The following is a 23,734-nucleotide window of genomic DNA, read 5'->3' as shown; positions in this document are numbered from 1 at the left end:
GTTCGTCCGACCTCCGTTCCCCGAGGGGCATCAGAAGACGAGTTCCGCCGAGAAGGTGAACGTCCGGAAGTTCGGATAACCGAAGCTGTCGTAGCGGTTCAAGGTCGCGCTTCCGACCTCCCCGCCGTCCCGGCCAACTTCGGGATCGTACCCGCGGTACTCGGTGAACGTGAACAGGTTGCGTCCGATTGCGTTCAGCGTGACCCGGTCGAACACGTTTCCGAACACGGACGAGGCGAGTGATTCCGGCAGCGTGTAACCCAGGGACAGTTCGCGGACCTTGAGCCACGTGCCGTCCTCGCGGAACCAGGAGTTGTCCGATCCGACGTTGTAGATGACCGAGGCGTAGCCCGTCGGCTTGTTCAGCTCGAGCGGCTTGCCGGTCTGGTCCACGTCCTCGCCGCGCAACTCGCGAAGCGCCCACTGCGCCGTGTTGTTGTAGATCGAGTGGCCCACCGACGACTCGAGGAGCGCGTTAAAGCTGAGGTTGCTGTAGCGGAAGTTCGTGGCGAACGACGCGCTGAAGTCCGGCGTCGTGTTTCCGAACGGGAGGAAGTCCGTCAGCCGGCACTTCTCCATGTAGTCGCCCGGATTCTTGGCGACGCAGGCCGGCGAGTAGTCTTCGACGTAGAAGGGATGCCCCCAGTGGTAGTTCCGCGTTCCACCATCGGCCGTGGCCACCTCGCCCGTCGTGCCCCACAGCTTCTTGCTGAACCCTTCAGTGTGACTCGCGCCGCCGGTGTAGACGAGAAGTCCGTCGTCGTTAACCTGGAAGTTCGCGCTGCAGTCGGAAGCCGACACGCCGACCGGTTCGAGGTCCACGCAGCTCGTGGCCAGAACTTCGCCCCACATCTCTCCCAGGGGACGACCCTCGGAGACGTAGTAGGTCCCCACCGTGTAGTCGGGAACGTCGAGCCGCGTGATCTCCTGCCGCGTCCGGTCCCAGTTCAGCCGGAACTGCAGGCCCATGTCCTGCGTGTCGATCGCCGCGTAGCGCAGCGAGACCTCGTACGTCTGTGCCGAGATCTCACCCGCGTTCTGCCACTGGTTCGAGAAGCCCACGAACGCCGCCTGCGGAACCTGCAGCAACTGGTCGTCCGTCGTCTGCCAGGCGTACGTCAGGTCGAGACCGAGGTTCTCGAAGAACACGAAGTTGAGCCCCGCTTCGCGCTCCGTCGTGAACTCGGGCTTCAGCGCGCGGTTCCCGAGGTTGATCGGGAAGATCGCGCCCTGCGCGACGCCGAACGTCTCGTACTGGGCGTAGAAGTTCGGCCGCCCGCCCGCCGTTCCCAGCGAGAAGCGCAGCTTCAGTTCATCGATCGCGTCGATGTTCCAGAAGCCCTCCTGAGAGACCCGCCATGCGACCGAACCGCGGTAGTACGTCTGCCACCGCTCGTCGGGCCCGAACAGAGAGGAGCCATCGCGACGGATCAAGCCGTCGAGGATGTAGCGGCCCTGGTAGTCGACGCTCGCGATCCCGAACAGCCCCTCCGCCTTGATCGAGCGGGTCTGGTTGTTCCCGCTCGTCTCGCCGATGATGGCGCCGAAGTTCGGCACATCCTGCACCGAGAACCGGCTGCCGAATACGCCGTTCGAGTTGAAGCTCTGGTCCTCGATGAGGTAGCGGGCCTTGCCGCGCACCGTGACGTCGCCGTCCATGAACGTCTGGCTCGCGCCGAGCGTCACCGAGGCATTGATCGCCTCGTCGGTGAAGTTGAACTCGCGCAGGCTGCCGCCCGTGAGCTCGCCCGTGCCGCTGGCGCTGGACGTCCGCTCATTCTTGGGCCGGATCGTGTAGTCCCGGAAGTCCGTGCGGTCGAAGGAGGCGTTCGCCTCGAGCGTCAGCCAGTCGAGGGATGCCGGCGAGAAGTTGAGGTCCACCGATCCCATCGACCGCGTGCGCTTGTCCCGGCTGTCGTTCACCGCGAGCAGGTAGAGCGGGTTCGCCTCGATCGACTGCGGATCCGCGTCGATATCGGGATACCCGTCGAACGATGAAACGCCCGTCAGTTCGATCGCAGGCGACATGAAGGTCAGGCGCGAAAAGGCGCCCGTCGTGACCGCCTTGTCGTCCTGGTCGGAGCGCGAGTAGAAGCCGCTCGCGGCGATGTCCAAGTCCCCGAACCGGGTGTCGACGTTCAGACGCACGTTCTGCCGCTCGAAGCCCTCGTCGTCCGGAACGCCAACATTGAACGGCGAGAGTCCCTGTGCGACGCGATCCGCGTTTAGCGTGGCGAGGTTGTCGACGCACTGCGAGCAACTCACGACGCCGGCCTCGCGGAACTGGTCCACGCTCACCCGGAAGCTCGACTCACCGAAACGACCCGTCACGGCGCCGTAGAGGTCCATCGTCTCGCCGGGATCGAAGAACGTGTCCATGTGATCGAACAGCTCGCCCGGGAAGGCCTGGTTCGCGAACGCGGTGGCCGTGGTTCCCGGCTCGCCGACGTTGATCTGGTTGTAGAGCAGCGCAGAGCCGAACCCCTGCCGATTCAGATCGCGGAAGTCGACCTCGCTGCCCTGAGAGTCGATGAACTTCGTGCCGGCTGCGTTCATGGTGTACGGATGCGAACGCACGAGGCCGATGTCACCGACGAGTTGGCCGAAGCCGTACTCGCCACGGGCGAGGACGTTCAGCGAGTTCGTCTGCAGGCCCGTGCCTCGCTTCGTCGTGATCTCGATCACGCCGTTCTGCGCGCGCGAACCGTACAGCGACGCCGCCGCCGCGCCCTTCACGATCTCCACGTGGTCGATGTCCAGCGCGCCCACGTCCGAGAGCGACGCGCCCTCGGACTGGATCACGCCGTCGATGACGATCAGCGGCGACGTGCTCCGGCCGTCAGCGTTGATCGACGTCGGACCCCGCAGCATGATGGAGGCTGGCTGGCCCGGCTGGCCCGAAGCGGAGACGACCGAGACACCGGCAGCCTTCCCAGCCAGCAGCGAGGAGGCGTCCGCCGCCGGGACCGGGAGGTCCTGCGCCGACAACCGCTCCACCGTGAACGGGAGCTTCACCTGCGGCGTCTCACCCACCACCCCCGTCACGACGATGTCCTGGAGACGAAGGGCCGTCTGTTCCACGGCGAAGTCCGCCGTCGCCACTTGGCCAGAAGCCACCGTCACCGTCTGCGACAGTTCGTGGTAGCCGATCAGGCGCACCGTCACGGTCTGTTCGCCCGCCGGCACGCCGTCCAATCGGTACGTGCCCTCCAGACCCGACAGCGTACCGATCACCGTTCCCGCAACGAACACCTGCGCGCCGGCCACCGGGGCCAGCGACTCCGCATCGGTCACCGTCCCGGAGATCGCTCCCTGAGCAAGCAGCGGGGCCGCGCCGATGAAGAGCCAGGCGCTCACTGCCGTGGCGGCCAGCGCGCTCGCGCGCCTCCGCCGTCCTGACAACCTGAACAACATGGATCACTCTCCTTGTAGCAGTGAGATCCGTGCGACCCGGGCCTACCGGGGAACCGATCCGCTCGACACTATCGAGCCGCTTTCTTGCTTCGTCCGAACCGCCCTTTATCTGTAGTCAGACCGGGAGGAGCCCGCAGACGCCCCCCGGTCGTTTTGCGTCAACGCACGACCATGTCTTCGCTGGCGCGCGCGGCCTTCTGGTGCCTCTGGAGGCGATGCAGCGTGAAAGCCGCCCGCTCCAGCGCTGAATCGAGGCTGCCCGGAACGATCGAGGGCGGCGTCGGATTGCCGGCCGCACCGCCCGCGCTCCCGCCGAAGGTGTAGATGTCCCGCTGCAGAACCTCCAGATCCGCCGCCGGCATCGGCAGGTGCAGCGCCGTGCCCGCCGGCAGGATGTCGTTGCGTCGTCCGTGCCAGTGTTCGAGCCCGCCGAACACGTTGTACACGTTCTCGAAGTGCTCGAACCAGATCGCGTCCCGCAGGTTGCCGCAACGCCCCTGCACGTCGTACCGCTTGCGCGGCGTGCACTCGCCCGCCCCGTTGGACGGCACCGCATCCGTCGGGTTCGACGGCGCCGGAGGGAGCCCCGCCTGCATCCGCGTCACATTGATGATGTCCGCGGCCCCCGCGAAGTCGCCCATCCGGTACAGGCCTTCCGCGACGTAGTGGTCCATCTCCTGGCCCGTCATCTCCTCCATGTCCCCGGATTCGCAGAAGTTGCAGCTCAGGGTGTAGTGGTCGTACCGCGCATCTCCGTAGTGCGACTGCCGGTACGTCCCGCGCGAGGCGATGAAGATGATGTTCGCGTTGTAGCGGTGGACCGGACCCGTGGAAGCGGCCGTGGGGCTCACGCTCTCTCCCAGCGTCCCATCCTCGTTCACAGCAGGGTAACGCCGGTCATCCCCGAAGCTCATCTTGCGCGCCGTCCGCTTCGAGGTCTCGAAGGACAGCCAGTCCTGGTACTGGCCGCTCTGGTCCGCCATGCCGGCCCAATCCATGTGCATGCGGTGCCAGGTGCCGTTCTGCTGCGCCTTGGCCTTCAGGTCGTCATACCAGGCCGTGTCGGACGAACGGTCTTCGCCGACGACGACGACATCCTGGATGCCGGCCCGCGCGTCGGAGATGATCTGGCTCCAGTTGGCCCCTGCCGCCTCCGCATCCGTTCGGGGCAGGTTCGCCGCGCAGCGCGCCTTCCAGCCTACGAGATAGTCGGCGAACTGGTTGTTGTCCCAGGGGTTCCCGTTGATCCAGGTGTCCGGGAGCGAGAACGAAGTCCCCCGTACGGCGGACTCCGCCTCGTTCAGCTTGCCCATCGCGTAGCTGAACATGCTGTTGTAGTCGATCGTCTCGAGTTCGCCGGTGAGATCGGTCGTCTCGTCGACGATGAAGGCCTGATCGTACCACAGCGCGAGCAGGCAGCTCAGTATCGCCTGACTGGAAATGGCGAAGGCGCGGGCGCGGGCGTTGCGCTCGCCGCCCGGACCGATTTCCAGACCTTCGTCGATGGCCCGGACCCCGTCGGACGCCGCCGCGATCCCGCCGTAGGCGTCGTTCCAGTGCTCCGAGAACACGTACGACCACCGATAGGAGGTCGAGTTCGGCATCGGTTCGCGGGGCTCCCGGCCGAGGTCGTTCTGGCCGTTGTTGCCCCACGTCGCCGTGTGCCGACTCGACATGTGGTTGAACGAGAAGTTCGCGTTGTTCCAGTAATGGCCCATCGCCCACACCTGCTGGTAGGAACTGGCGATGAGCGACTCGACGTCATCCGGGCTGGCCAGGGCGCGTGCCCGATCCGGCTCGTTCGGATTGCTGACCTGAAGGTCGCAACCCGAAAAGCCGACTCCCAGAGCCAGCGTGATGGCCGGCAGTGTCAGCTTCTTTTTCATGACCCCTCCGTTAACTCGATCAATTTCCGTCCGACCCCCGTTTCGCGGAGGGAGTGTCAGAAGACCAGTTCCGCCGAGAACGTGAACGAGCGGAAGTTCGGATAGCCGAAGCTGTCGTACCGCTGCAGGCCCGCGTTCGTGAGTTCGCCGCCGCTCCGGCCGACCTCCGGATCGTATCCGCGATAGTCGGTGATCGTCAGCAGGTTACGGCCGATTGCGTTGACGGTAACCCGGTCGAACATCTCGCCGAAGAGGCTCTGCCTCATCCCGTCCGGCAGCGTGTACCCGATCGACAATTCGCGAATCTTGATCCAGTCGCCGTCCTCGCGGAACCAGTCGTTGTCGTTGTTCGAGAGATAAACGCCCGCCACGTAACCGATGGACTTGTTGAACTCGAGGGGTTTCCCCGTCTGGTCCACGTCCTCGCCCCGGTCATCCCGGAGCGCCCACTGCGCCGTGTTGTTGTAGATGGAGTGACCCATCGACGACTCGACGAGGGCGTTCAGGGCGAGACTCTTGTAACGGAAGTTGGACCCGAACGACACGTTGAAGTCCGGCGTCGTGTTCCCGAACGGAAGCACGTCCGTGAGCTGGCACTTCTCCATGTAGTTGCCCGGGTTCTTCGCCACGCACGCCGGCGAGTAGTCCAGGACCTTGATCGGAATGCCCCAGAGGTACGTGTTCTCGCCGCCGTCGACCGTGGCGACCGTCCCGTCCGTCCCCCAGAGTTTCTTGCTGAACCCCTCGGTGAAGTCGGCGCCTCCCGTCCACACGAGGATGCCGTCGTCGTTCACCCGGAAGTTCGCGTTGCAGTCCGAAGCCGAGATGCCGACGGGTTCGAGATCCGAGCAGGTTGTCGCCAGCACGTGGCCCCACATCTCGCCCAGCGGACGACCCTCCGAGACGAAGAACGTCCCCTGGCGGTACGCGGGAACGTCCAGCCGCGTGATCTCCTGGCGCGTCCGATCCCAGTTCAGCCGGAACTGCAGGCCCATGTCCTGGGTGTCGATCGGTGCGTAGCGCATGGAGATCTCATACGTCTGCGCCGAGATCGCGCCCGCGTTCTGCCACTGGCTCGAGAAACCGACGAACGCCGGCTGCGGTACCCGCAGCAACTGGTCATCGGTCGTCTGCCACGCGTAGGTCAGGTCGAGGCCCAGGTTGTCGAAGAAGACGAAATTGATTCCCGCCTCGCGCTCCGTCGTGAATTCCGGCTTGAGCGCGGTGTTCCCCAGGTTGACGGGGAAAATCGCGCCACCGGAGATCCCGAACGTCTCGTACTGTGCCTGGAAGTTCGGCCGCCCGCCCGCCGTACCCAGCGAGAAGCGCAGCTTCAGTTCATCGATCGCGTCGATGTTCCAGAAATCCTCCTGCGTCACGCGCCAGGCAAACGAACCCCGGTAGTAGGTCTGCCACCGCTCGTCCGGCCCGAAGAGGGACGAACCGTCGCGCCGGATCAGACCGTCGAGAATGTAGCGACCCTTGTAGTCCGCGCTCGCGATCCCGAAGAGTCCTTCCGCCTTGATGGCCCGGACGGAGTTGCTGCCCGTCGTGGATCCGATGATGGCGCCGAAGTTCGGGACGTCCTGCACCGAGAACTGGCTTCCGAAGACGCCGTTCGACTCGAAGCGCTGGTCCTCGATCAGGTAGCGGGCCTTGCCGCGCACCGTGAGGTCGCCGTCCATGAACGTCTCGCTCGCGCCGAGCGTCACCGATGCGTTGATCGCCTCGTCCTCGAAGTTGCCTTCGCGCAGGCTGCCGCCGGTTGGGCCCTCACGGGTCTTCTCGTTCTTCGGGTAGAGTTCGTAATCGTAGAAGTCCGTCCGGTCGAAAGACGCGTTCGCCTCCAGGGTCAACCAGTCGAGACCCGACGGAGAGTAGTTGAGGTCGACCGAACCCATCGTCCGCGTCCGCTTGTCCCGACTGTCTACGATCGCCAGGAGGTAGAGCGGGTTGTTTGAGATGGACTGCGAGTCCGCGTCGATCCTCGGATACCCGTCCACCGGGTCGATCTGTGCCAGATCGACGGCCGGCGAGGCGAAAGTCAGCTGGCTGAACGCGCCGTTCTCGAGCGCCTTGTCGTCCTGGTTGGCGCGGGAGTAGAACCCGCTCGCGGCGATGTCCAGGTCGCCGAACCGGGTGTCGACGTTCAGGCGCACGTTCTGTCGCTCGTATCCGTCGTCGTCCGGCAGCCCCACGTTGTAGGCCGTCAAGCCCTGGGCGACCCGATCCGCGTTCAACGTGCCGAGGTTGTCGATACACGGCGTGCAACGCACGATGCCGCCCTCTCTGAACTGGTCCACGCTCACCCGGAAGCTCGACTCGCCGAAGCGGCCCGTCACCGCGCCGTAGAGATCGATCGTTTCACCGGGATCGAAGAACGTGTTCATGTGATCGAACAGTTCATGGGGGAAGGCCTGGTTGGCGAACGATGTGAAGGAATCGCCCGGTTCGCCGGGGTTGATCTGGTTCGCCAGGACCGGGGCACCGAATCCGCCGCGGCTCAGGTCGGTGAAAGCGACCTCATTCCCGTCGGTGTCGATGAAGAGCGTTCCCGCCGCATTCATCTGGTACGGGTGGGACCGCGTCAAGCCAACGTCCCCCACCAACTGGGCGATGCCGTATTCGCCGCGGGCGAGGATGTTCAGCGAGTTCGTCTGCAGGCCCGTGCCGCGCTTGGTCGAGATCTCGATCACGCCGTTCTGCGCTCGCGAACCGTACAGCGACGCCGCCGCCGCACCCTTCACGATCTCAACGTGGTCGATGTCCAGCGATCCGATGTCGGAGAGCGAGGCCGACTCCGACTGGATCACGCCGTCGATCACGATCAGCGGCGACAGAGAGCGCCCTGCGGAGTTGATGGAAGTTGGACCGCGCAGCATGATCGACGCCTCCGCTCCGGGCTGGCCGGAGCCGGACACGACCGACACGCCCGCCGCCTTCGCTGTCAACAACGCGGAGACGTCGGCCGCCGGCACGGGGAAGTTCTGCGCCGACAGCCGCTCCACCGTGAACGGGAGCTTCACCTGCGGCGTCTCGCCCACCACCCCCGTCACGACGATGTCCTGGAGGCGAAGGGCCGTCTGCTCCACGGCGAAGTCCGCCGACACCACCTGGCCCGATGCCACCGTCACCGTCTGCGACAGTTCGTGGTAGCCGATCAGGCGGACTGTCAGGGTCTGCTCGCCCGCCGGCACGCCTTCCAACCGGTACGTGCCCTCCGGACCCGACAGCGTACCGATCACCGTTCCCGCAACGAACACCTGCGCGCCGGCCACCGGGGCCAGCGACTCCGCATCGGTTACCGTCCCCGAGACCGCTCCCTGAGCGAGCAGCGGGGCCGCGCCAATAAGGAGCCAGACGCTCACTACGATGGTCACGAGCGCGTTACCGCATTTCCGCTTTCCTGACAAGTTAACCGACATCGATCACCCTTTCTGTGAAACGCTCCTCCAAAAAAGCTTCTCCCAAAAAAAAAACGATCAGGGGCGCTTGTTTGCGCCACCCGATCGCTTCTCTCCACAACGCAGGCCTCCCGATACCGTCATACGACGGCACCGGGAGGCACCAACGCTCCTGCAAAAGGCCGTCTACGCAAGCAACCGCCCTTTAGTCCGAAAACAACTCCGTCGGAGGCAAAGCCAACGCCTCCAAAAAACTCGTCCGGCCCGCCTCCTAGCGGACGACGAGATCTCGCATGCGACGCTCCGCTCGCTGCTGCGCGGCCAAGCGCTCCAGCGCGTAGGTGGCCCGCTCGAGCGCGGCGTCGAGGCTACCCGGAACGATCGACGGTGTTGGGTCGGGGGCCGAAGCCTCTCCGCCGCCACCGAACGTGTAGATGTCCCGCTGCAGCACTTCAAGGTCCGCAGCCGGGATCGGCACGTGCAGCGCCGTTCCCGCCGGGAGAATGTCATTCCGGCGTCCGTGCCAGAACTCGAGTCCTCCGAAGACGTTGAACACGTTCTCGAATTGCTCGTACCACATCGCGTCCCGCAGATTGCCGCAGCGGCCTTGCACGTCATACCGCTTTCGCGGCGTGCACTCGCCCGCTCCGTTCGATGGGACCGCATCCGTGGGGTTCGACGGCGCAGGCGGCAGACCCGCCTCCATGCGCGTCTTGTTCACGATGTCCGCGGCGGCGCCGAAGTTGCCCATCCGGTAGTTGCCTTCCGCGATGTAGTGGTCCATCTCATTCGACGTCATGTGCTCCAGGGGGCCGGAGAAGGCCCAGAAGACCTCGATGTAGTGGTCGTAGCGCATGTCGCCGTAGTGCGACTGCCGGTACGTGCCGCGCTCCGGCCGGAAGATGATGGTCGAGTTGTAACGGGAGCGCGGACCATCCGATGCGAGTGTGGGACTGACGATGTCGGAGGTCGCCCCGTCCTCGTTCACCGGAGGGAACCGCATGTCGTCACCGAACGTCATCTGGCGCGCAGTGCGCTGCGACGTCGGGATCGACAGCCAGTCCTGGTATTCGCCGCTCTGGTCGGCCATACCCACCCAGTCCATGTGCATCCGGTGCCACGTGCCATTTTCCTGCATGAGCGACTTCAGACCGTCGTACCAGGGGCTGTCCGACGAGGAGTCCTCACCCGTGATGATGACATCCCGTATACCGTTTTGGGCGTTCGAGATGATCTGGCTCCAGTTCGCCCCCGCGGCCTCCGCGTCCGAGCGCGGGAGGTTCGCCGCGCAGCGCGCCTTCCAGCTCACGAGATAGTCGGCCCACTCGTTGTTGCTCCACGGGTTTCCGTTGACCCACGTCTCGGCGAGCGTGAACGAAGACCCTCGGGCCTGTGATTCCGCCGCGTCGAGCTTGCCCATGGCGTAGTTGAACATCGCGTTGTAGTCGACCGTATCGAGCTCCCCGCCCAGGTCCGTCGTCTCGTCAACGATGAACGCCTGGTCGTACCAGAGGGACAGCAGGCACGACAGAATCGCCTGGCTGCCCGCCGCGAACGCGAGTGCACGGGGGTTACGCTCGCCCCCCGGCCCGATCTCGAGGCCGGACTCGATGGCCCGGATCCCGTCCGACGCCGCCGAGATGCCGCCGTATGCGTCGCCCCAGTTCGCCTCGAAGACGTACGCCCAGCGGTAGGAGGGGCTGTTGGGCAACGACTCACGGGGCTCACGACCGAGATCGTTCATCCCCATGTTGCCCCACGTCGCCGTGTGACGGCTCGCCATGTGGCCGAACGCAAAGTTCGCGTTGGTCCAATAGTGTCCGATTTCCCAGACTTTCAGGAACGAGCTCGCGATGAGCGTTTCCACGTCGTCCGGGCCTGCCAGGGCGCGCGCCCGGTCCGGCTCGTTCGGGTTGTCAACCTGCAGGTCGCAGCCCGTAAAGCCGAACAGGAGCGCCAGCGCAAAGGCCGGTAGTGTCAGCTTCCTATTCATGTTCGCTCCGTTTTCCAGTCGGTTGTGTCCGGTCCCTTGGATGATCCGGGGCGGGGAAGAGCCCTCCGGAGAGGACCTCCCCGCCTCCGGCCACGAGAGGACTCAGAATACCAGTTCCGCCGCGAAAGTGAACGTCCGGAAGTTCGGGTATCCGAAGGTGGAGACACGGTTCAGCGCGGTGCTCCCAAACTGTCCGCCGCTATATCCGACCTCGGGATCGTAGCCCCGGTAGTCCGTGATCGTGATCAGGTTCCGACCGATCGCGTTGAGGGTCACCCGATCGAAGACGTCGCCGAACAGGCTCTGCGTCATGGTCTCGGGCAGCGTGTAGCCGAGCGAAAGCTCGCGGAGCTTGATCCAGCTGCCGTCCTCGCGGAACCAGGAGTTATCGGCGTTGACCGAGTAGAGGGCCGAGGCGTAACCGACCGGCTTGTTGAATTCCAGCGCCTTGCCAGTCTGGTCCGTGTCCTCGCCGCGCAACTCGCGAAGCGACCACTGCGCCGTCCCGTTGTAGATCGACGCGCCCTGGGAGGTCTCGATCAGGCTGTTCAAGCTGAGACCCTTGTACCGGAAGTTCGTCGCGAACGATGCGTTGAAGTCCGGCGTCGTGTTCCCGAACGGCAGGAACTCGGTGAGCGTGCACTTCTCCTCGTAATCGCCCGGATTCTTCGACACGCAAGCCGGCGAGTAATCCTGCACCTTGATCGGGAGGCCCCAGTGGTACGAGTTGGAGCCGTCCGCCGTGGCGACCTCGACCTGGGTTCCCCATAGCTTCTTGCTGAACCCTTCCGTGAAGGCGGCGCCTCCCGTCGGGACGAGAAGGCCGTCGTCGTTCACCTGGAAATTGGCGTTGCAGTCGGAAGCCGACACGCCGATCGGCGCCAGGTCCGCGCAACTCGTCGCCCACAACTCGCCCCACAGCTCGCCCAGCGGACGACCCTCGGAGACGAAGAAGTTAGCGAACGAGTAGTCGGGCACGTCCAGGCGCGTGATCTCCTGCTTGGTCCGGTCCCAGTTCAGCCGGAACTGGAGGCCCATGTCCTGTTCGTCGATCGCCGCGTAGCGCAGCGAGACCTCGTACGTTTGGGCCGCGATCGCGCCCGCGTTCTGCCACTGGCTCGAGAAGCCCACGAACGCCGGCTGCGGAACCTGCAGCAGCTGGTCGTCGGTCGTCTGCCAAGCGTACGTCAAGTCGAGACCGAGGTTCTCGAAGAACACGAAGTTGAGCCCCGCCTCGCGCTCCGTCGTGAACTCCGGCTTCAGCGCCGAGTTCCCGAGGTTGATCGGGAAGATCGCGCCGGCCGAGACACCGAACGTCTCATACTGGGCGTAGAAGTTCGGGCGGCCGCCCGCCGTGCCCAGCGAGAAGCGCAGCTTCAGCTCATCGATCGCGTCGATGTTCCAGAAGTCTTCCTGCGTCACCCGCCACGCGACCGAGCCGCGGTAGTACGTCTGCCACCGCTCGTCGGGCCCGAACAGCGAAGAGCCATCGCGCCGAACCAGGCCGTCGATGATGTAGCGGCCAAGGTAGTCGGCGCTGGCGATCCCGAAGAGTCCCTCCGCCCTGATCTGGCGGACCTGGTTGTTCCCGCTCGTCTCGCCGATGATCGCGCCGAAGTTCGGCACGTCCTGTACCGAGAACTGGCTCCCGAACACCCCGTTCGACTCGAAGTTCTGGTTCTCCGTCAGGTAGCGGGCCTTGCCGCGCACCGTGAGGTCGCCGTCCATGAACGTCTGGCTCGCGCCGAGCGTCACCGAGGCATTGATCGCCTCGTTGGTCGAGTTGAACTCGCGCAGGCTGCCACCGGTCGTACCCTCCCGGGTCCGCTCGTTCTTCGGATAGATCTCGTAGTCGTTGAAATCCGTCCGGTCGAACGAAGCGTTGGCTTCAAAGGTCATCCAATCGAGCGAGGCCGGCGAGAAGTTGAGATCCACGGAACCCATCGTCCGCGTGCGCTCGTCGCGGTCCGTGGCGATCGCCAGACGGTAGAGCGGGTTGTCCTCGATCGACTGCGGATCCGCGATGATTTCGGGATACCCGTCCGTCGGGTCGATCTGCGTAAGGTCGATCGCGGGCGACATGAAGGTGAGTCGCGAGAACGCGCCGTTCGTCACCGCCTTGTCGTCCTGGTCGGCGCGCGAGTAGAAGCCGCTCGCCGCGATGTCGAGATCGCCGAAGCGCGTGTCCACGTTCAGGCGCACGTTCTGCCGCTCGAACCCTTCGTCGTTGGGGAGCCCGACATCAAAGGCCGTCAGACCCTGCGCGACGCGGTCAGCGTTCAGCGTGGCCAGGTTGTCGATGCACGCCGAGCAGCTCACCACGCCGGCTTCGCGGAACTGGTTCACGCTCACCCGGAAGCTCGACTCGCCGAAACGACCCGTCACGGCGCCGTAGACGTCCATCGTCTCGCCGGGATCGAAGAACGTGTCCATGTGATCGAACAACTCGGTCGGGAACGCCTGGTTCGCGAACGCCACTTGGGGGTTCGCCTGCGCGCCCGGGTCGATCTGGTTGTAGAGCACGGCCGAGCCGAAGCCCGGACGGTTCAGATCGCGGAAGTCGACCTCGTTGCCCTCCGAGTCGATGAACTTCGTGGCGGACGCGTTCATGGTGTACGGATGCGAACGCACCAGGCCCACATCACCCACGAGCTGCCCGAGTCCGTACTCACCACGGGCGAGGATGCTCAGCGAGTTCGTCTGCAGGCCCGTCCCCCGCTTGGTCGTGATCTCGATCACGCCGTTCTGCGCCCGCGACCCGTACAGCGAGGCCGCCGCCGCGCCCTTCACGATCTCCACGTGGTCGATATCCAGTGCGCCCACGTCCGACAGCGACGCGCCCTCGGCCTGGATCACGCCGTCGATGACGATCAGCGGCGACTGTCCACGACCGTCAGCGTTGATCGACGTCGGGCCGCGCAACTGGATGTTGGCCTGTGCGCCCGGCTGGCCGGAGCCCGAAATGACCGACACGCCGGCTGCCTTCCCCGCCAGCAGCGAGGAGGCGTCCGCCGCCGGGACCGGCATGTCCTGCGTCGACAGCCGCTCCACCGTGAACGGGAGCTTCACCTGCGGCGTTTCGCCTACCACGCCCGTCACGACCAGGTCCTGAAGCCGGAGCGCCGTTTGCGTCACGGCGAAGTCCGCCGTCGCCACCTGACCCGACGCCACCGTCACCGTCTGCGACGCTTCCCGGTAGCCGATCAAGCGGACCGTCACGGTCTGCTCGCCCGCTGGTACGCCTTCCAACCGGTACGTGCCCTCCGGACCCGACAGCGAACCGATCACTGTTCCCGCAACGAACACCTGCGCACCGGCCACCGGGGCCAGGGACTCCGAGTCGGTCACCGTCCCCGAGATCGCTCCCTGAGCGAGCAACGGGGCCGCGCCGATAAAGAGCCAGGCGCTCACTGCTGTAACGGCCAGCGCACTCGCGCGCTTCCGCCACTCTGACAAGTGAAACAACATGGATCTCCCTCCTGTGGCAGTGGGATCCTCTGCGACCCGAATCTGTTCGAGGGCCGAACCCTCGCCCGACGCAGCCGGGTCAGTACACCGCGTCGAGACCCACCAAAAAAGCACGTCGTGTCGTGTCACTACTCCTTTACAACGATTTGCGGCACCGTTTTGCGACGCTACGCACGGCGCGACACCGGATGCGCTGCCCGCAACGAGCCGAAAACCGCGCTCCCCGCCGCCGAACGATTCCGCTACGCGGCGTACGGCCCTTCGGCGCACACCCGCAACTTCCCCGACGAACGGGACCGGGCAACATGAGCGCCAACTTCGGCCCGTGCAAGACCCTTGCAGGCACCGCCGCGAGACCGCGCGCATCGTCATCGAGCCCGCAAAACTCGGGACCTCAGGGCCGGAGGGAGATCCGCGCGAACGCGCGTTTCCCCCGCTGCACGAGATACTCGCCTTCTCGCAGATGGAGGTCGCCCTTCCGGATCACGCTCCCGTCCACGCGCACCGCCCCCTGCCGGATGAGTCGACCCGCCTCCGAGGAGGAGGCCGCAAGCCCCGAATCGCGGAGGATGTGCGCGATCCAGAGCGTCTCCCGCTCTCCGAGAGAGAGCGACACGGCAGGGACATTTTCCGGCACTTCCCGGCGCCGGTGCAGGCGGTCGAACGCCTCCCGCGCCTCGCCGGCGGCCGCCGCGCCGTGGTAGCGGGCCACGAGGTCCCCGGCCAGCCACCGCTTGGCCGCGAGCGGATCGGTTCCGGCCTTGGCGCGGCGAGCAGCGAGTTCCTCGCCGGAGGCGCTCGACACGAGTACGAGCCACTCGTCGAGCAGCGTGTCCGGTATCGACATCACGCGCCCGAACGTTTCTCCCGCCTCCATCGCGATACCGACGTAGTTGCCGTAGCTCTTGGACATCTTCCGATGTCCGTCGGTCCCGCGCAGGAGCGGCATGATGAGGCACACCTGCGGTTCCTGGCCCGCGCGCTCCTGAAGCGTTCTCCCCAGAAGCAGGTTGAACCGCTGATCGGTGCCCCCGAGTTCGACGTCGGCCCGCAACGCAACGGAATCGTACGCCTGCATCATCGGGTAGAGGAATTCGACGAGGCTGATGGGACGTCCCTCCCGGTGGCGCGCGGCGAAATCATCGCGCTCGAGCATGCGGGCGACCGTGTACTGCGAGGTCAGCCGCAGGATGTCCGCCAAGGCGAGGCCCGCGAGCCATTCGCTGTTCTTCCGGATCTCGGTCGCCCCCGGATCGAGGATGCGGAAGACCTGGTCTTCGTAGCTGGCCAGGTTCGACTCGATCTCCTCCTCGGACAACATCGGGCGCGTCTCGTCCCTTCCGCTCGGGTCGCCCACGCGAGCCGTGAAGTCGCCCATCACGAAGACCACGCGGTGGCCGAGTTCCTGGAAGGTCCGCAACTTGTGGATCGACACGCCGTGGCCGATGTGGAGGTCGGGCCGCGTCGGATCAAACCCCTGTTTAATAAGGAGGGGCCGATCTTCTCGTGCCGAACGCTCGAGCTTGGCCACGAGTTCGTCTTCGGGGACGATGGACTCGGCTCCCGCGCGGATCCGTCGGATCTGTTCGTCTACGGGGAGAAACATCTGCGCCTGGTGTCGGTATATTCCCTATCGTCCCGTCGCGGGTCGCTCCCGCCGGGCGCGGCGTGACGATAGAATCGGGCCGTTGGCGGTCCGACGCGAGGGTTGAGGTCCGGAGGAAAGCGTGAACGGCCGGAAGATCGCAGGGGGGGAACGGGGATGATCCGTCGACGACGAGGCGCGCGCCGGGCGCGGGGCGCGAAGAAACGGATGCGCCGGGCGCTGACGCTCGCTGTTCTGATCGGCGGCGGACTTGGGGCGGGCGTGGCGTGGCGCGGGTGGACACACCTGTGCGACGCGTGTCCCTCCATCGCCCAGATCTACGCCTTCGAACCCAAGGAGGCGACGAAGCTCTTCGCGGCGGACGGATCCCTCCTCGCGGAACTTGCCATCGAACGGCGGACGCCCATCCGCATGGAGGGGCTCCCGCGTCACGTGTACAACGCCTTCATCGCTGTCGAGGACAAGCGCTTCTGGGGTCACGCGGGCGTAGACGTGCTGCGAACGACGCGAGCCTTCTTCGATTTTCTGATGCGGGGGTATGGCGCTGCGGGCGGCAGTTCGATCACGCAGCAGCTCGCGGGCAACATGTTCGAGAGTTCCGTGAACCGGCGCGATATCAGCGTGCGCAGGAAGCTGCGCGAGATACGCGTCGCGATCGATCTGGAGCGCGCGTACACCAAGTGGGAGATCCTCGAAGCCTACCTCAACCAGATCAACTTCGACGGCGTGTTCGGAGTCCAGGCCGCGGCGGAGCGTTACTTCGGGAAGACCGCCGCGCAGCTCAATCTGCCGGAGGCGGCACTTCTCGCGGCCATCCCTCGGAATCCTGCGGGGTACAACCCGATCCGCCGCCCGGAGCGGGCCGTCGGACGGCGCAATCTCGTCCTTCAACTGATGGCCGCGCAGGGACTCGTGAGCATCGAGGACGCCGAGGCGGCGAAGGCGTACCCGCTGGAACTCGCGAGGGGGGCCCGCATCGAGCAGGACGCGCCCTATTTCGTGGAGTGGGTGCGGCAGCGGCTCTACGACCGATACGGCACTGACATCTACGAGAAGGGGTTCCGGGTCTACACGACGCTCGACCCGGAGCTCCAGGCGGTCGCGGATTCCGCGCTGCTCGCGCAGCTGGAATGGGTGGATCGCCACCCGGCCTATCGCGGCGTCACCTTCGAGGAGGTACGGGCGTGGCCGCCCGACAGCCTGTACCAGGTGAGCCGCGGAGGCGCCGAGATGCCCTATGTGCAGGGGATGTTCGTCGCGCTGGACGCGCCGACCGGCGATGTGCGGGCGATGGTGGGCGGGCGCGATTTCGGCGACTCCGAGTTCAACCGCGCGACCCAGGCCATCCGGCAGCCGGGTTCCGTGTTCAAGCCGTTCGTCTACGCGACGGCGATCGCGGCCGGCATCCCCGCGTCGGAGATCATCTACGACCAGCCGTACTACCTCGAGAACGTCGGCGGCGACCCCTACGCACCGCGCAACTTCGAGAATGACTTCAAGGGCCCCCTGACCCTCCGGCGGGCGCTGGCCCGGTCCATCAACGTCGTGGCCGTCAAGCTGGGGCAGCGCGTCGGCGAGGAGTCGTTCGCGCAGATGGCCGAACGCATGGGGGTCGCATCGAGCGTCCCGCGTGTGCCATCGGCGGCGATCGGCTCGATGGATGTGCGTCCGATCGAGATTGCCACCGCCTACAGCACCTTCGCGAACCTCGGCGTCCGCGTCTCCCCCAGGTCGATCCTCCGCGTGGAGAGCAGGGACGGCCGGGTGCTCTGGGAGAGCCGGGTCCAGCGCGAGCGGGTGCTGGAGCGCGACATCGCCTGGGTCGCCCAGTCCATGCTGCGGGACGCGGTGGACTGGGGGACCGGGACGCTGGCGGTGAGGTCCCGCTATGCGATTCCCTTCTCCGTACCGGTGGCGGGCAAGACGGGAACGACGAACGACGCGACCAACACGTGGTTCGTCGGATTCACGCCGGACCTCGTGACGACGACGTGGATCGGGCACGACCGGCCGCGGCGCATCTATGCGGGCGCCACGGGCGGGGGCACGGCGGCGCCGGTCGGAGCGGCGGTGCTGGCGCACTACTACGAAACGCACGAACACCCCGACGCGTGGGTGCGGCCGCCCGGCCTCGTCGAGCGTACGGTGAGTGAGACCACGGGACTGCTGTCCACGCGCTGGTGTCCGCTCGACGTGCGTTACGTCGAGATCTACCTCGAGGGGACGGAACCGACCGAGATGTGCGACGCGCATGGCCCGTGGAGCGCGCGGGTCCCCGTCCGTGGGAATTCCGCGCCGCACTAGCGGGCTTTTCGGACTAGCAGGCCTTCGGGCTCTGCTGCGGCCGGCTAGCCGACGATCCGCTCCAGGATCAGCGGTTGCGACGCGGAGGGTTCGGGAGAGATCCGAATCGCGTCCGTGAGACGGCGGGCGGCCATCGCGGCGCTGGCATCGTCCGCCGCGTGCACGGTGAGCAAAGACTCGCCTTCGGAGACCCTGTCACCCGCTCTGCGGTGAAACTCGAACCCCACTCTCGGATCGACCGCGTCCTCGACGCGCCGGCGGCCGGCCCCGAGTTCCACCGCGGCGAGCCCCACCTCGCGGGCGTGGACATCGAGCCAACCGGAGCCGGGCGATCGGAAGGGTTCGCGGATTGGGGCCGAGGGTAGGCGCCGAGGTTCGTCGGCCACCGCCGGATCCCCTCCCTGGACCTCGATGAGCCGCGCGAAGCGCTCGAGCGCCGCGCCCCGGTCCAGGATCACGCCGAGTTCCGCCCCAGCTCCTTCAACATCGGGTGCGCGACCGACGGCGACGAGCAATTCGGCGCCCAGCGCGAGGGTGACGGCGCGCAGATCCGCCGGTCCTCCGCCTCTCAGCGTCTCGATCGCCTCGCGCACCTCCAGCGCGTTGCCGACGGTGCAGCCCAGGGGGGCGTCCATTGCCGTGAGGAGCGCGCTCGTCCGCACCCCCTCGGCGGTCGCGAGGTGGACCATGGTGCGCGCCAACGTTCGCGCCTCCGCGCGGTCGGTGATGAAGGCGCCGCGTCCACACTTCACGTCGAGCACGAGCGCCCCGATTCCTTCCGCCACCTTCTTGGAAACAATCGATGCCGCGATCAAGGGTGGGGAGGGAACGGTCCCGGTGACATCCCGCAGGGCGTAGAGTCGTCCGTCGAGCGGCGCGATTTCCTTCGTCTGGCCGATCATCGCGCACCCGACCTCATCGAGAATGGCCCGGAACCGTACCAGGTCCACGGACACGTCGAAGCCCGGGATCGCCTCAAGCTTGTCCAGCGTCCCCCCGGTATGTCCGAGACCGCGACCCGACATCATGGGGACGCGAAGCCCGGCTTCGGCCAGAAGAGGCGCCAGAATGAGGGAGACCTTGTCGCCGACGCCGCCGGTCGAATGCTTATCGACGGCCGGCGGACCGTCCTTCGTGAACCGCAGTCGCGCCCCGGACTCGATCATCTCCCGCAGTAGCACCGAGAGTTCGGCGGGATCCAGTCCGTGAATGAACGCGGCCATGAGGAAGGCGGACATCTGGTACTCGGCGACGTCTCCTTCGAGATACGCGCGCAGGAAGTCCGCGAATTCGTCAGACGGGAGCCGTCCGCCGTCCCGCTTCTTCTCGATGGTCCGGGTCGGGAGCATGAGGCGCCAACCTTGTCCGGCCTCGGCCCCCTGTCTAGCTTTTTTGGCGATGATCTCCCCCACGCAGCCCCCTCCCGTGATCCTGCCGAGGTCGGTCCTCGCGGGTCTCTTTCATCGTTGCGCGAGCCTGGGCGATGCCGGCATTGCGGCGTTGATCGAGGCGGGGGACCGGACCGGCGCGGAGGCCGTCGCCCTGCTCGGCGACGCTCCGGACGCGCTTCCCGCAGTGGAGTTCTGGGCCTTCCTGGACGAGATCCTCCGGAAGGCGGGCCTCGGATCGATAGCGTTCAAACCGGGGGGAGGAGGGTTCGCCGCCATCGCCTGGCATGACTCGGTGGAGGCCACGGCGCCCGGGAATGTTCGCTGCCACTTTGGGACGGCGCTGCTGCGGGGCGTGCTGAGCCGCGTGGCGGGCCGCGCGGTAGAGGTCGCCGCGGTGCAGTGCGGCAACCGGACGGAACCATGCTGGTACCTGTTCGGATCCGCAGAAACGATCCAACGGGTGCTTGCCGACGGCCAATCGCGCGCCGGGGGCCGGGAGCACTGAGCACGGCCCGCGGTCGTTTGATGGCGCTCGACTATGGCCGACGCCGCATCGGAGTGGCCGTGACGGATCCGACCCGGACGATCGCGGCGCCTCACGGCGTGGTGGAGAGGTCTAACCGACGGGCGCCGGGGAGCGCGGTCCCGGCCGACCTGGCCGCACTCGTGGCGGAACTGGATCCCGCCGCCATCCTCGTGGGTATCCCCTTCTCGATGGATGGGACCGCGGGCGAGATGGCCGAAGAGGCGCGAGCCTTCGCCCGGGCTCTGGAGGAAGCGACGGGGGTGCGAACCATCGAGTGGGATGAGCGGCTGTCGACCGCGCGGGCGGAACGAGAGATCCTCCGCATGGATCCGCCTCGCGGCCGGCGGCGACGGAAGGGACGGACGGACGAGATGGCCGCGGCGCTGATGCTCTCCGCCTATCTGCGCAGCGCCCCCGCCGGCGCGTGCGTCCCGCGGGGCCCATGAGACGCCTGCCGAAAGGGACGGGTGGTCGTCTGCTCCTCGCCGCCCTCGCGGCACTCGCCCCCGTGGCATACGGGTTCTTCTCCGCCGAATTCCGCGGCCGCGGCATGCCCGATGGGTCGGTGGTCGAGGTCCTCATCCCGGATGGCGCCGCATCGCTCGAGGTCGCGGACGTACTCCGAGCGCAGGAACTGATCTTCCATCCCCGGATCTTCGACGCGTACGTGCGCCTGAAGGGTCGGGGGCGGCAGCTGAAGGCCGGCCGGTACGAGATCCCGCGCGGCGCCCCGTACCCGTATCTGCTCGAGGTGCTCCGAGCCGGGGCCGTTGTTACGACACCACTCACGATCCCGGAGGGTCTTCGGCTCCCGCAGGTGGCGGAGCGCCTGGCCGCCTATGTCGGCGATTCGACCGCGGCCGTTCTTGCCTATTTGACGGCTCCGGAGCGGGTTGGTGAGCTGGGCGTGCCGGGTCCCACGCTCGAGGGATACCTGTTCCCGGAGACGTATCGATTCGCCGATGGTGTCGGAATCCGGGTCATCGTGCAGGCGATCGTCGGACGATACGTAGGTTTCTGGGGGGCCGAGGAGCGAGCCCTGGCTGCAGCGCTCGGCCTCGATGAGCGCGAGGTCGTGACGCTCGCGAGCATCGTCGAGAAGGAGGTCCGGTGGGACGAGGAGCGTCCGGTGGTCGCGGGAGTCTACTGGAACCGCCTTCAGCGCGACATGCTGTTGCAGGCGGATCCCACGGTCCAGTACGCCCTCGGCGAGCCACGTGCGCGCCTGCTCTACCGCGACATCGACTCCGTCGCCGATCACCCCTACAACACCTATACGCAGCCAGGACTGCCGCCCGGGCCTATTGCTTCGCCGGGAGCGGCATCGCTTCGGGCCGCCCTCCAGCCCGCCGACCACGAGTACATCTTCTTCGTGGCGCGAAACGACGGCTCGCACGAATTCACCCGGACCCTGCGCGAGCACAACAACGCGAGAAACCGGATCCGCCTCGACCGCGAGTCGGCGGAACGCTAGGAGACAGGATCCGTGCCCGGCTCGCCCACGTGGGATGGCTGGCCTCTCATGGTAGTCACCCACCCGCAGCCCGCCTGCGGCCGTCCGCTCGAGCGGGTCGTGGCGGAATGCGTGGACGCCGGGGCGCCGGCGATTCAACTCCGGGACAAGACCGCGGACGCCCGGGCGCTTGCCTCGACCGCCGAGCGGCTCCGTGCCATCACGAAGTCTGCGGGCGCCACCCTGATCGTGAACGATCGTCTCGATGTCGCCCTCGCCACCGGCGCGGACGGCGTCCACCTCGGACCGGACGATCTCACCGTCTCCGCGGCCCGCAACATCGCCCCGCGCGACTTCATCATCGGCTACTCCAGCGATGATCCCGAGGAAGCCCGACGCGCCGCGGCTGCGGGGGCGGACTACCTGGGCGTCGGCGCGGTGTTCGGCACCCGCTCCAAGCCCGGCCTCGCCGACGAAGCGATCGGCCCCGACCGGGTTCGGCTCGTCCGGGAGGCCAGCCGTCTCCCCTGTCTCGGCATCGGCGGCATCACCCTGGAAAACGCCCGCGAGGTACTCGAGACCGGCGCCGGCATCGCCGTCCTCTCCACGGTAATGTCGGCCTCCGCCCCCGCCGCGGTCGTACAAGAGCTTCTTCGCATCGCCGGCGGAGGAGGAGGGTGTCGGCGCTAGCTTGCTGGTGAACGCCGCGGCCATGCCGAACGGCTGCGGAGCACTCCGTCGCGCGGACGCGCTGCCGCACGGGGGGCGGATCCGAGGGCGTTCAAGGCTGGCGCCAGCGCCGACACCCCCCTCCTCCGCCGCATCACCGAAGCGCTCACGCTACCGGAAGCTGGCGAGCCCCCACGCACGCCGGCACGGCCATCTGCCATCCCATCGCAGCGGCGACGGATGGGAGAGGGGAGCGTGGGCGGTGGCGCCAGCCTTGAACGCCCTCCAACCCGCCGACCTGCGGAGCCGCGGCCCCGCGACGGAGTGCTCCGCAGCCGTTCGGCATGGCCGCGGCGTTCACCAGCCAGCCACCGCCCACGCTCTCCTCTCCCACCCCACCTCGATGCAGAAAACGCCTCGCATCCGCAACGGACACGAGGCGTTTCCGACAAAGTCGCCGGCAGCGACCTACTCTCCCAGGGCGTCCCCGCCCAAGTACCATCGGCGCTGAGGGGCTTAACTGCTGGGTTCGGGATGGGACCAGGTGTTTCCCCCTCGCTAAAGCCGCCGGCAATCCGGGATCTGGCTCACGAGTCGAGTGCAGGGCGGTCGAGTGCGCTGAAGCGCTTATCGACCTCATATGAAGATATGGATCAAGCCTCACGGACGATTAGTACGGCTCGGCTGAGGCGCTCACACGCCTTACACCTACCGCCTATCTACGCAGTCGTCTCCTGCGGTCCTTCAGGCACCTTGTGGTGCGGGAGATCTCATCTTGAAGTAGGCTTCCCACTTAGATGCTTTCAGCGGTTATCCCTTCGCGACATAGCTACCCTGCGATGCCCCTGGCGGGACAACAGGTACACCAGCGGTCACTCCACTCCGGTCCTCTCGTACTAGGAGCGGCTCTTCTCAAATCTCCAACGCCCACGGCGGATACAGACCGAACTGTCTCACGACGTTCTAAACCCAGCTCGCGTACCGCTTTAACGGGCGAACAGCCCGACCCTTGGGACCTTCTCCGGCCCCAGGATGCGATGAGCCGACATCGAGGTGCCAAACCGCCCCGTCTATGTGAACTATCGGGGGCGATAAGCCTGTTATCCCCGGCGTACCTTTTATCCGTTGAGCGACGGCCTTTCCACACAGAACCGCCGGATCACTAAGGCCTGCTTTCGCATCTGCTCGACCTGTCGGTCTCGCAGTTAAGCTCCCTTATGCCTTTGCACTCTCCGCGCGATTGCCGACCGCGCTGAGGGAACCTTTGCGCGCCTCCGTTACCTTTTGGGAGGCGACCGCCCCAGTCAAACTACCCGCCTGACACTGTTCCCAGACCGGATCACGGCCCAAGGTTAGAATCCAGACATCGCAAGGGTGGTATTTCACCAGTGGCTCCACAGAACCTGGCGGCCCTGCTTCAATGCCTCCCACCTATCCTACACAGACGGTGCCCGAACCCAATATCAGGTTGTAGTAAAGGTGCACGGGGTCTTTTTGTCCTGCCGCGGGTACTCGGTATCCTCACCGAGACTCCAATTTCGCCGAGCTCTTGGTTGAGACAGTGCCCAAGTCGTTACGCCATTCGTGCAGGTCGGAACTTACCCGACAAGGAATTTCGCT

The 23,734-nt window shown here is 66.3% G+C and carries 12 protein-coding genes and 2 rRNA genes; 5 read left to right on the top strand and 9 right to left on the bottom strand.

All coding sequences use genetic code 11. The features are described from left to right. Positions 1-30: 30 nt before the first annotated feature. From OXN85_03995 to tyrS, 6 genes are all read right to left on the bottom strand, one after another. A complete protein-coding gene (locus OXN85_03995) occupies positions 31-3,414 on the bottom strand; it encodes a SusC/RagA family TonB-linked outer membrane protein (protein MCY3599121.1) in 3,384 nt (1,127 codons plus the stop codon). A 158-nt stretch (positions 3,415-3,572) separates the two neighbouring features. Then, positions 3,573-5,300, bottom strand: coding sequence for a hypothetical protein (locus tag OXN85_03990; GenBank protein MCY3599120.1), 1,728 nt, complete (start codon positions 5,298-5,300; stop codon positions 3,573-3,575). Between the two features lie 56 nt (positions 5,301-5,356). Then, entirely contained in the window at positions 5,357-8,680 is a 3,324-nt protein-coding gene (locus tag OXN85_03985; GenBank protein ID MCY3599119.1) for a SusC/RagA family TonB-linked outer membrane protein, read from the bottom strand. Positions 8,681-8,975: 295 nt separating this feature from the next. Then, positions 8,976-10,697, bottom strand: a complete 1,722-nt coding sequence (locus tag OXN85_03980; protein ID MCY3599118.1) for a hypothetical protein — start codon at positions 10,695-10,697, stop codon at positions 8,976-8,978. A 102-nt stretch (positions 10,698-10,799) separates the two neighbouring features. Then, complete coding sequence (locus tag OXN85_03975; protein MCY3599117.1) at positions 10,800-14,108, bottom strand: SusC/RagA family TonB-linked outer membrane protein; 3,309 nt, start codon at positions 14,106-14,108, stop codon at positions 10,800-10,802. 451 nt (positions 14,109-14,559) lie between these two features. After that, the gene (gene tyrS / locus OXN85_03970) at positions 14,560-15,771 is read right to left on the bottom strand and encodes a tyrosine--tRNA ligase (GenBank protein ID MCY3599116.1); all 1,212 of its coding nucleotides are present in this window, start codon (positions 15,769-15,771) and stop codon (positions 14,560-14,562) included. 207 nt (positions 15,772-15,978) lie between these two features. On the opposite strand from tyrS, the gene OXN85_03965 reads away from it, so the two are divergent. Further along, the gene (locus OXN85_03965; GenBank protein ID MCY3599115.1) at positions 15,979-18,075 is read left to right on the top strand and encodes a PBP1A family penicillin-binding protein; all 2,097 of its coding nucleotides are present in this window, start codon (positions 15,979-15,981) and stop codon (positions 18,073-18,075) included. A gap of 44 nt (positions 18,076-18,119) precedes the next feature. On the opposite strand, the gene OXN85_03960 is transcribed toward OXN85_03965, so the two are convergent. After that, positions 18,120-19,424: a thymidine phosphorylase gene (locus OXN85_03960; GenBank protein ID MCY3599114.1), complete on the bottom strand. Its 1,305-nt coding sequence runs from the start codon at positions 19,422-19,424 to the stop codon at positions 18,120-18,122. 49 nt (positions 19,425-19,473) lie between these two features. Between OXN85_03960 and OXN85_03955 the strand changes: the two genes are divergently transcribed. Genes OXN85_03955 through thiE form a run of 4 tightly spaced genes read left to right on the top strand, consistent with a single transcriptional unit; the run spans position 19,474 to position 22,135 of the window. Further along, positions 19,474-19,971 (top strand): hypothetical protein, encoded by a 498-nt coding sequence (locus OXN85_03955; GenBank protein ID MCY3599113.1) that lies wholly within the window; start codon positions 19,474-19,476, stop codon positions 19,969-19,971. Positions 19,972-19,991: 20 nt separating this feature from the next. After that, positions 19,992-20,438, top strand: a complete 447-nt coding sequence (ruvX, locus tag OXN85_03950; protein ID MCY3599112.1) for a Holliday junction resolvase RuvX — start codon at positions 19,992-19,994, stop codon at positions 20,436-20,438. Continuing rightward, positions 20,435-21,466 carry an endolytic transglycosylase MltG gene (mltG, locus tag OXN85_03945; GenBank protein MCY3599111.1) on the top strand — a complete coding sequence of 344 codons (1,032 nt, stop codon included), beginning with the start codon at positions 20,435-20,437 and terminating at the stop codon, positions 21,464-21,466. Before ruvX ends, mltG begins: the two co-directional genes overlap by 4 nt. A 12-nt stretch (positions 21,467-21,478) precedes the next feature. Then, a complete protein-coding gene (thiE, locus tag OXN85_03940) occupies positions 21,479-22,135 on the top strand; it encodes a thiamine phosphate synthase (protein ID MCY3599110.1) in 657 nt (218 codons plus the stop codon). A gap of 434 nt (positions 22,136-22,569) precedes the next feature. On the opposite strand, the gene rrf is transcribed toward thiE, so the two are convergent. After that, positions 22,570-22,686 (bottom strand): 5S ribosomal RNA (rrf, locus tag OXN85_03935). 77 nt (positions 22,687-22,763) lie between these two features. Continuing rightward, a 23S ribosomal RNA gene (locus OXN85_03930) occupies positions 22,764-23,734 on the bottom strand; the annotation flags it as partial.

It is taken from the genome of Candidatus Palauibacter australiensis, from assembly GCA_026705295.1.
Taxonomy (GTDB): domain Bacteria; phylum Gemmatimonadota; class Gemmatimonadetes; order Palauibacterales; family Palauibacteraceae; genus Palauibacter; species Palauibacter australiensis.
The sequence above is the reverse complement of the archived record's forward strand: the minus strand, read 5'-3'. Positions and strand labels throughout refer to the sequence as shown.

Bases quoted from the DNA above. Each gene is read 5' to 3' on its own strand.
- OXN85_03980 (MCY3599118.1), bottom strand. From the start codon at position 10,697: ATGAATAGGAAGCTGACACTACCGGCCTTTGCGCTGGCGCTCCTGTTC.
- tyrS (MCY3599116.1), bottom strand. From the start codon at position 15,771: ATGTTTCTCCCCGTAGACGAACAGATCCGACGGATCCGCGCGGGAGCC.
- mltG (MCY3599111.1), top strand. From the start codon at position 20,435: ATGAGACGCCTGCCGAAAGGGACGGGTGGTCGTCTGCTCCTCGCCGCC.
- OXN85_03960 (MCY3599114.1), bottom strand. From the start codon at position 19,424: ATGCTCCCGACCCGGACCATCGAGAAGAAGCGGGACGGCGGACGGCTC.
- OXN85_03990 (MCY3599120.1), bottom strand. From the start codon at position 5,300: ATGAAAAAGAAGCTGACACTGCCGGCCATCACGCTGGCTCTGGGAGTC.
- OXN85_03995 (MCY3599121.1), bottom strand. From the start codon at position 3,414: ATGTTGTTCAGGTTGTCAGGACGGCGGAGGCGCGCGAGCGCGCTGGCC.
- OXN85_03955 (MCY3599113.1), top strand. From the start codon at position 19,474: ATGATCTCCCCCACGCAGCCCCCTCCCGTGATCCTGCCGAGGTCGGTC.
- OXN85_03965 (MCY3599115.1), top strand. From the start codon at position 15,979: ATGCGCCGGGCGCTGACGCTCGCTGTTCTGATCGGCGGCGGACTTGGG.
- ruvX (MCY3599112.1), top strand. From the start codon at position 19,992: ATGGCGCTCGACTATGGCCGACGCCGCATCGGAGTGGCCGTGACGGAT.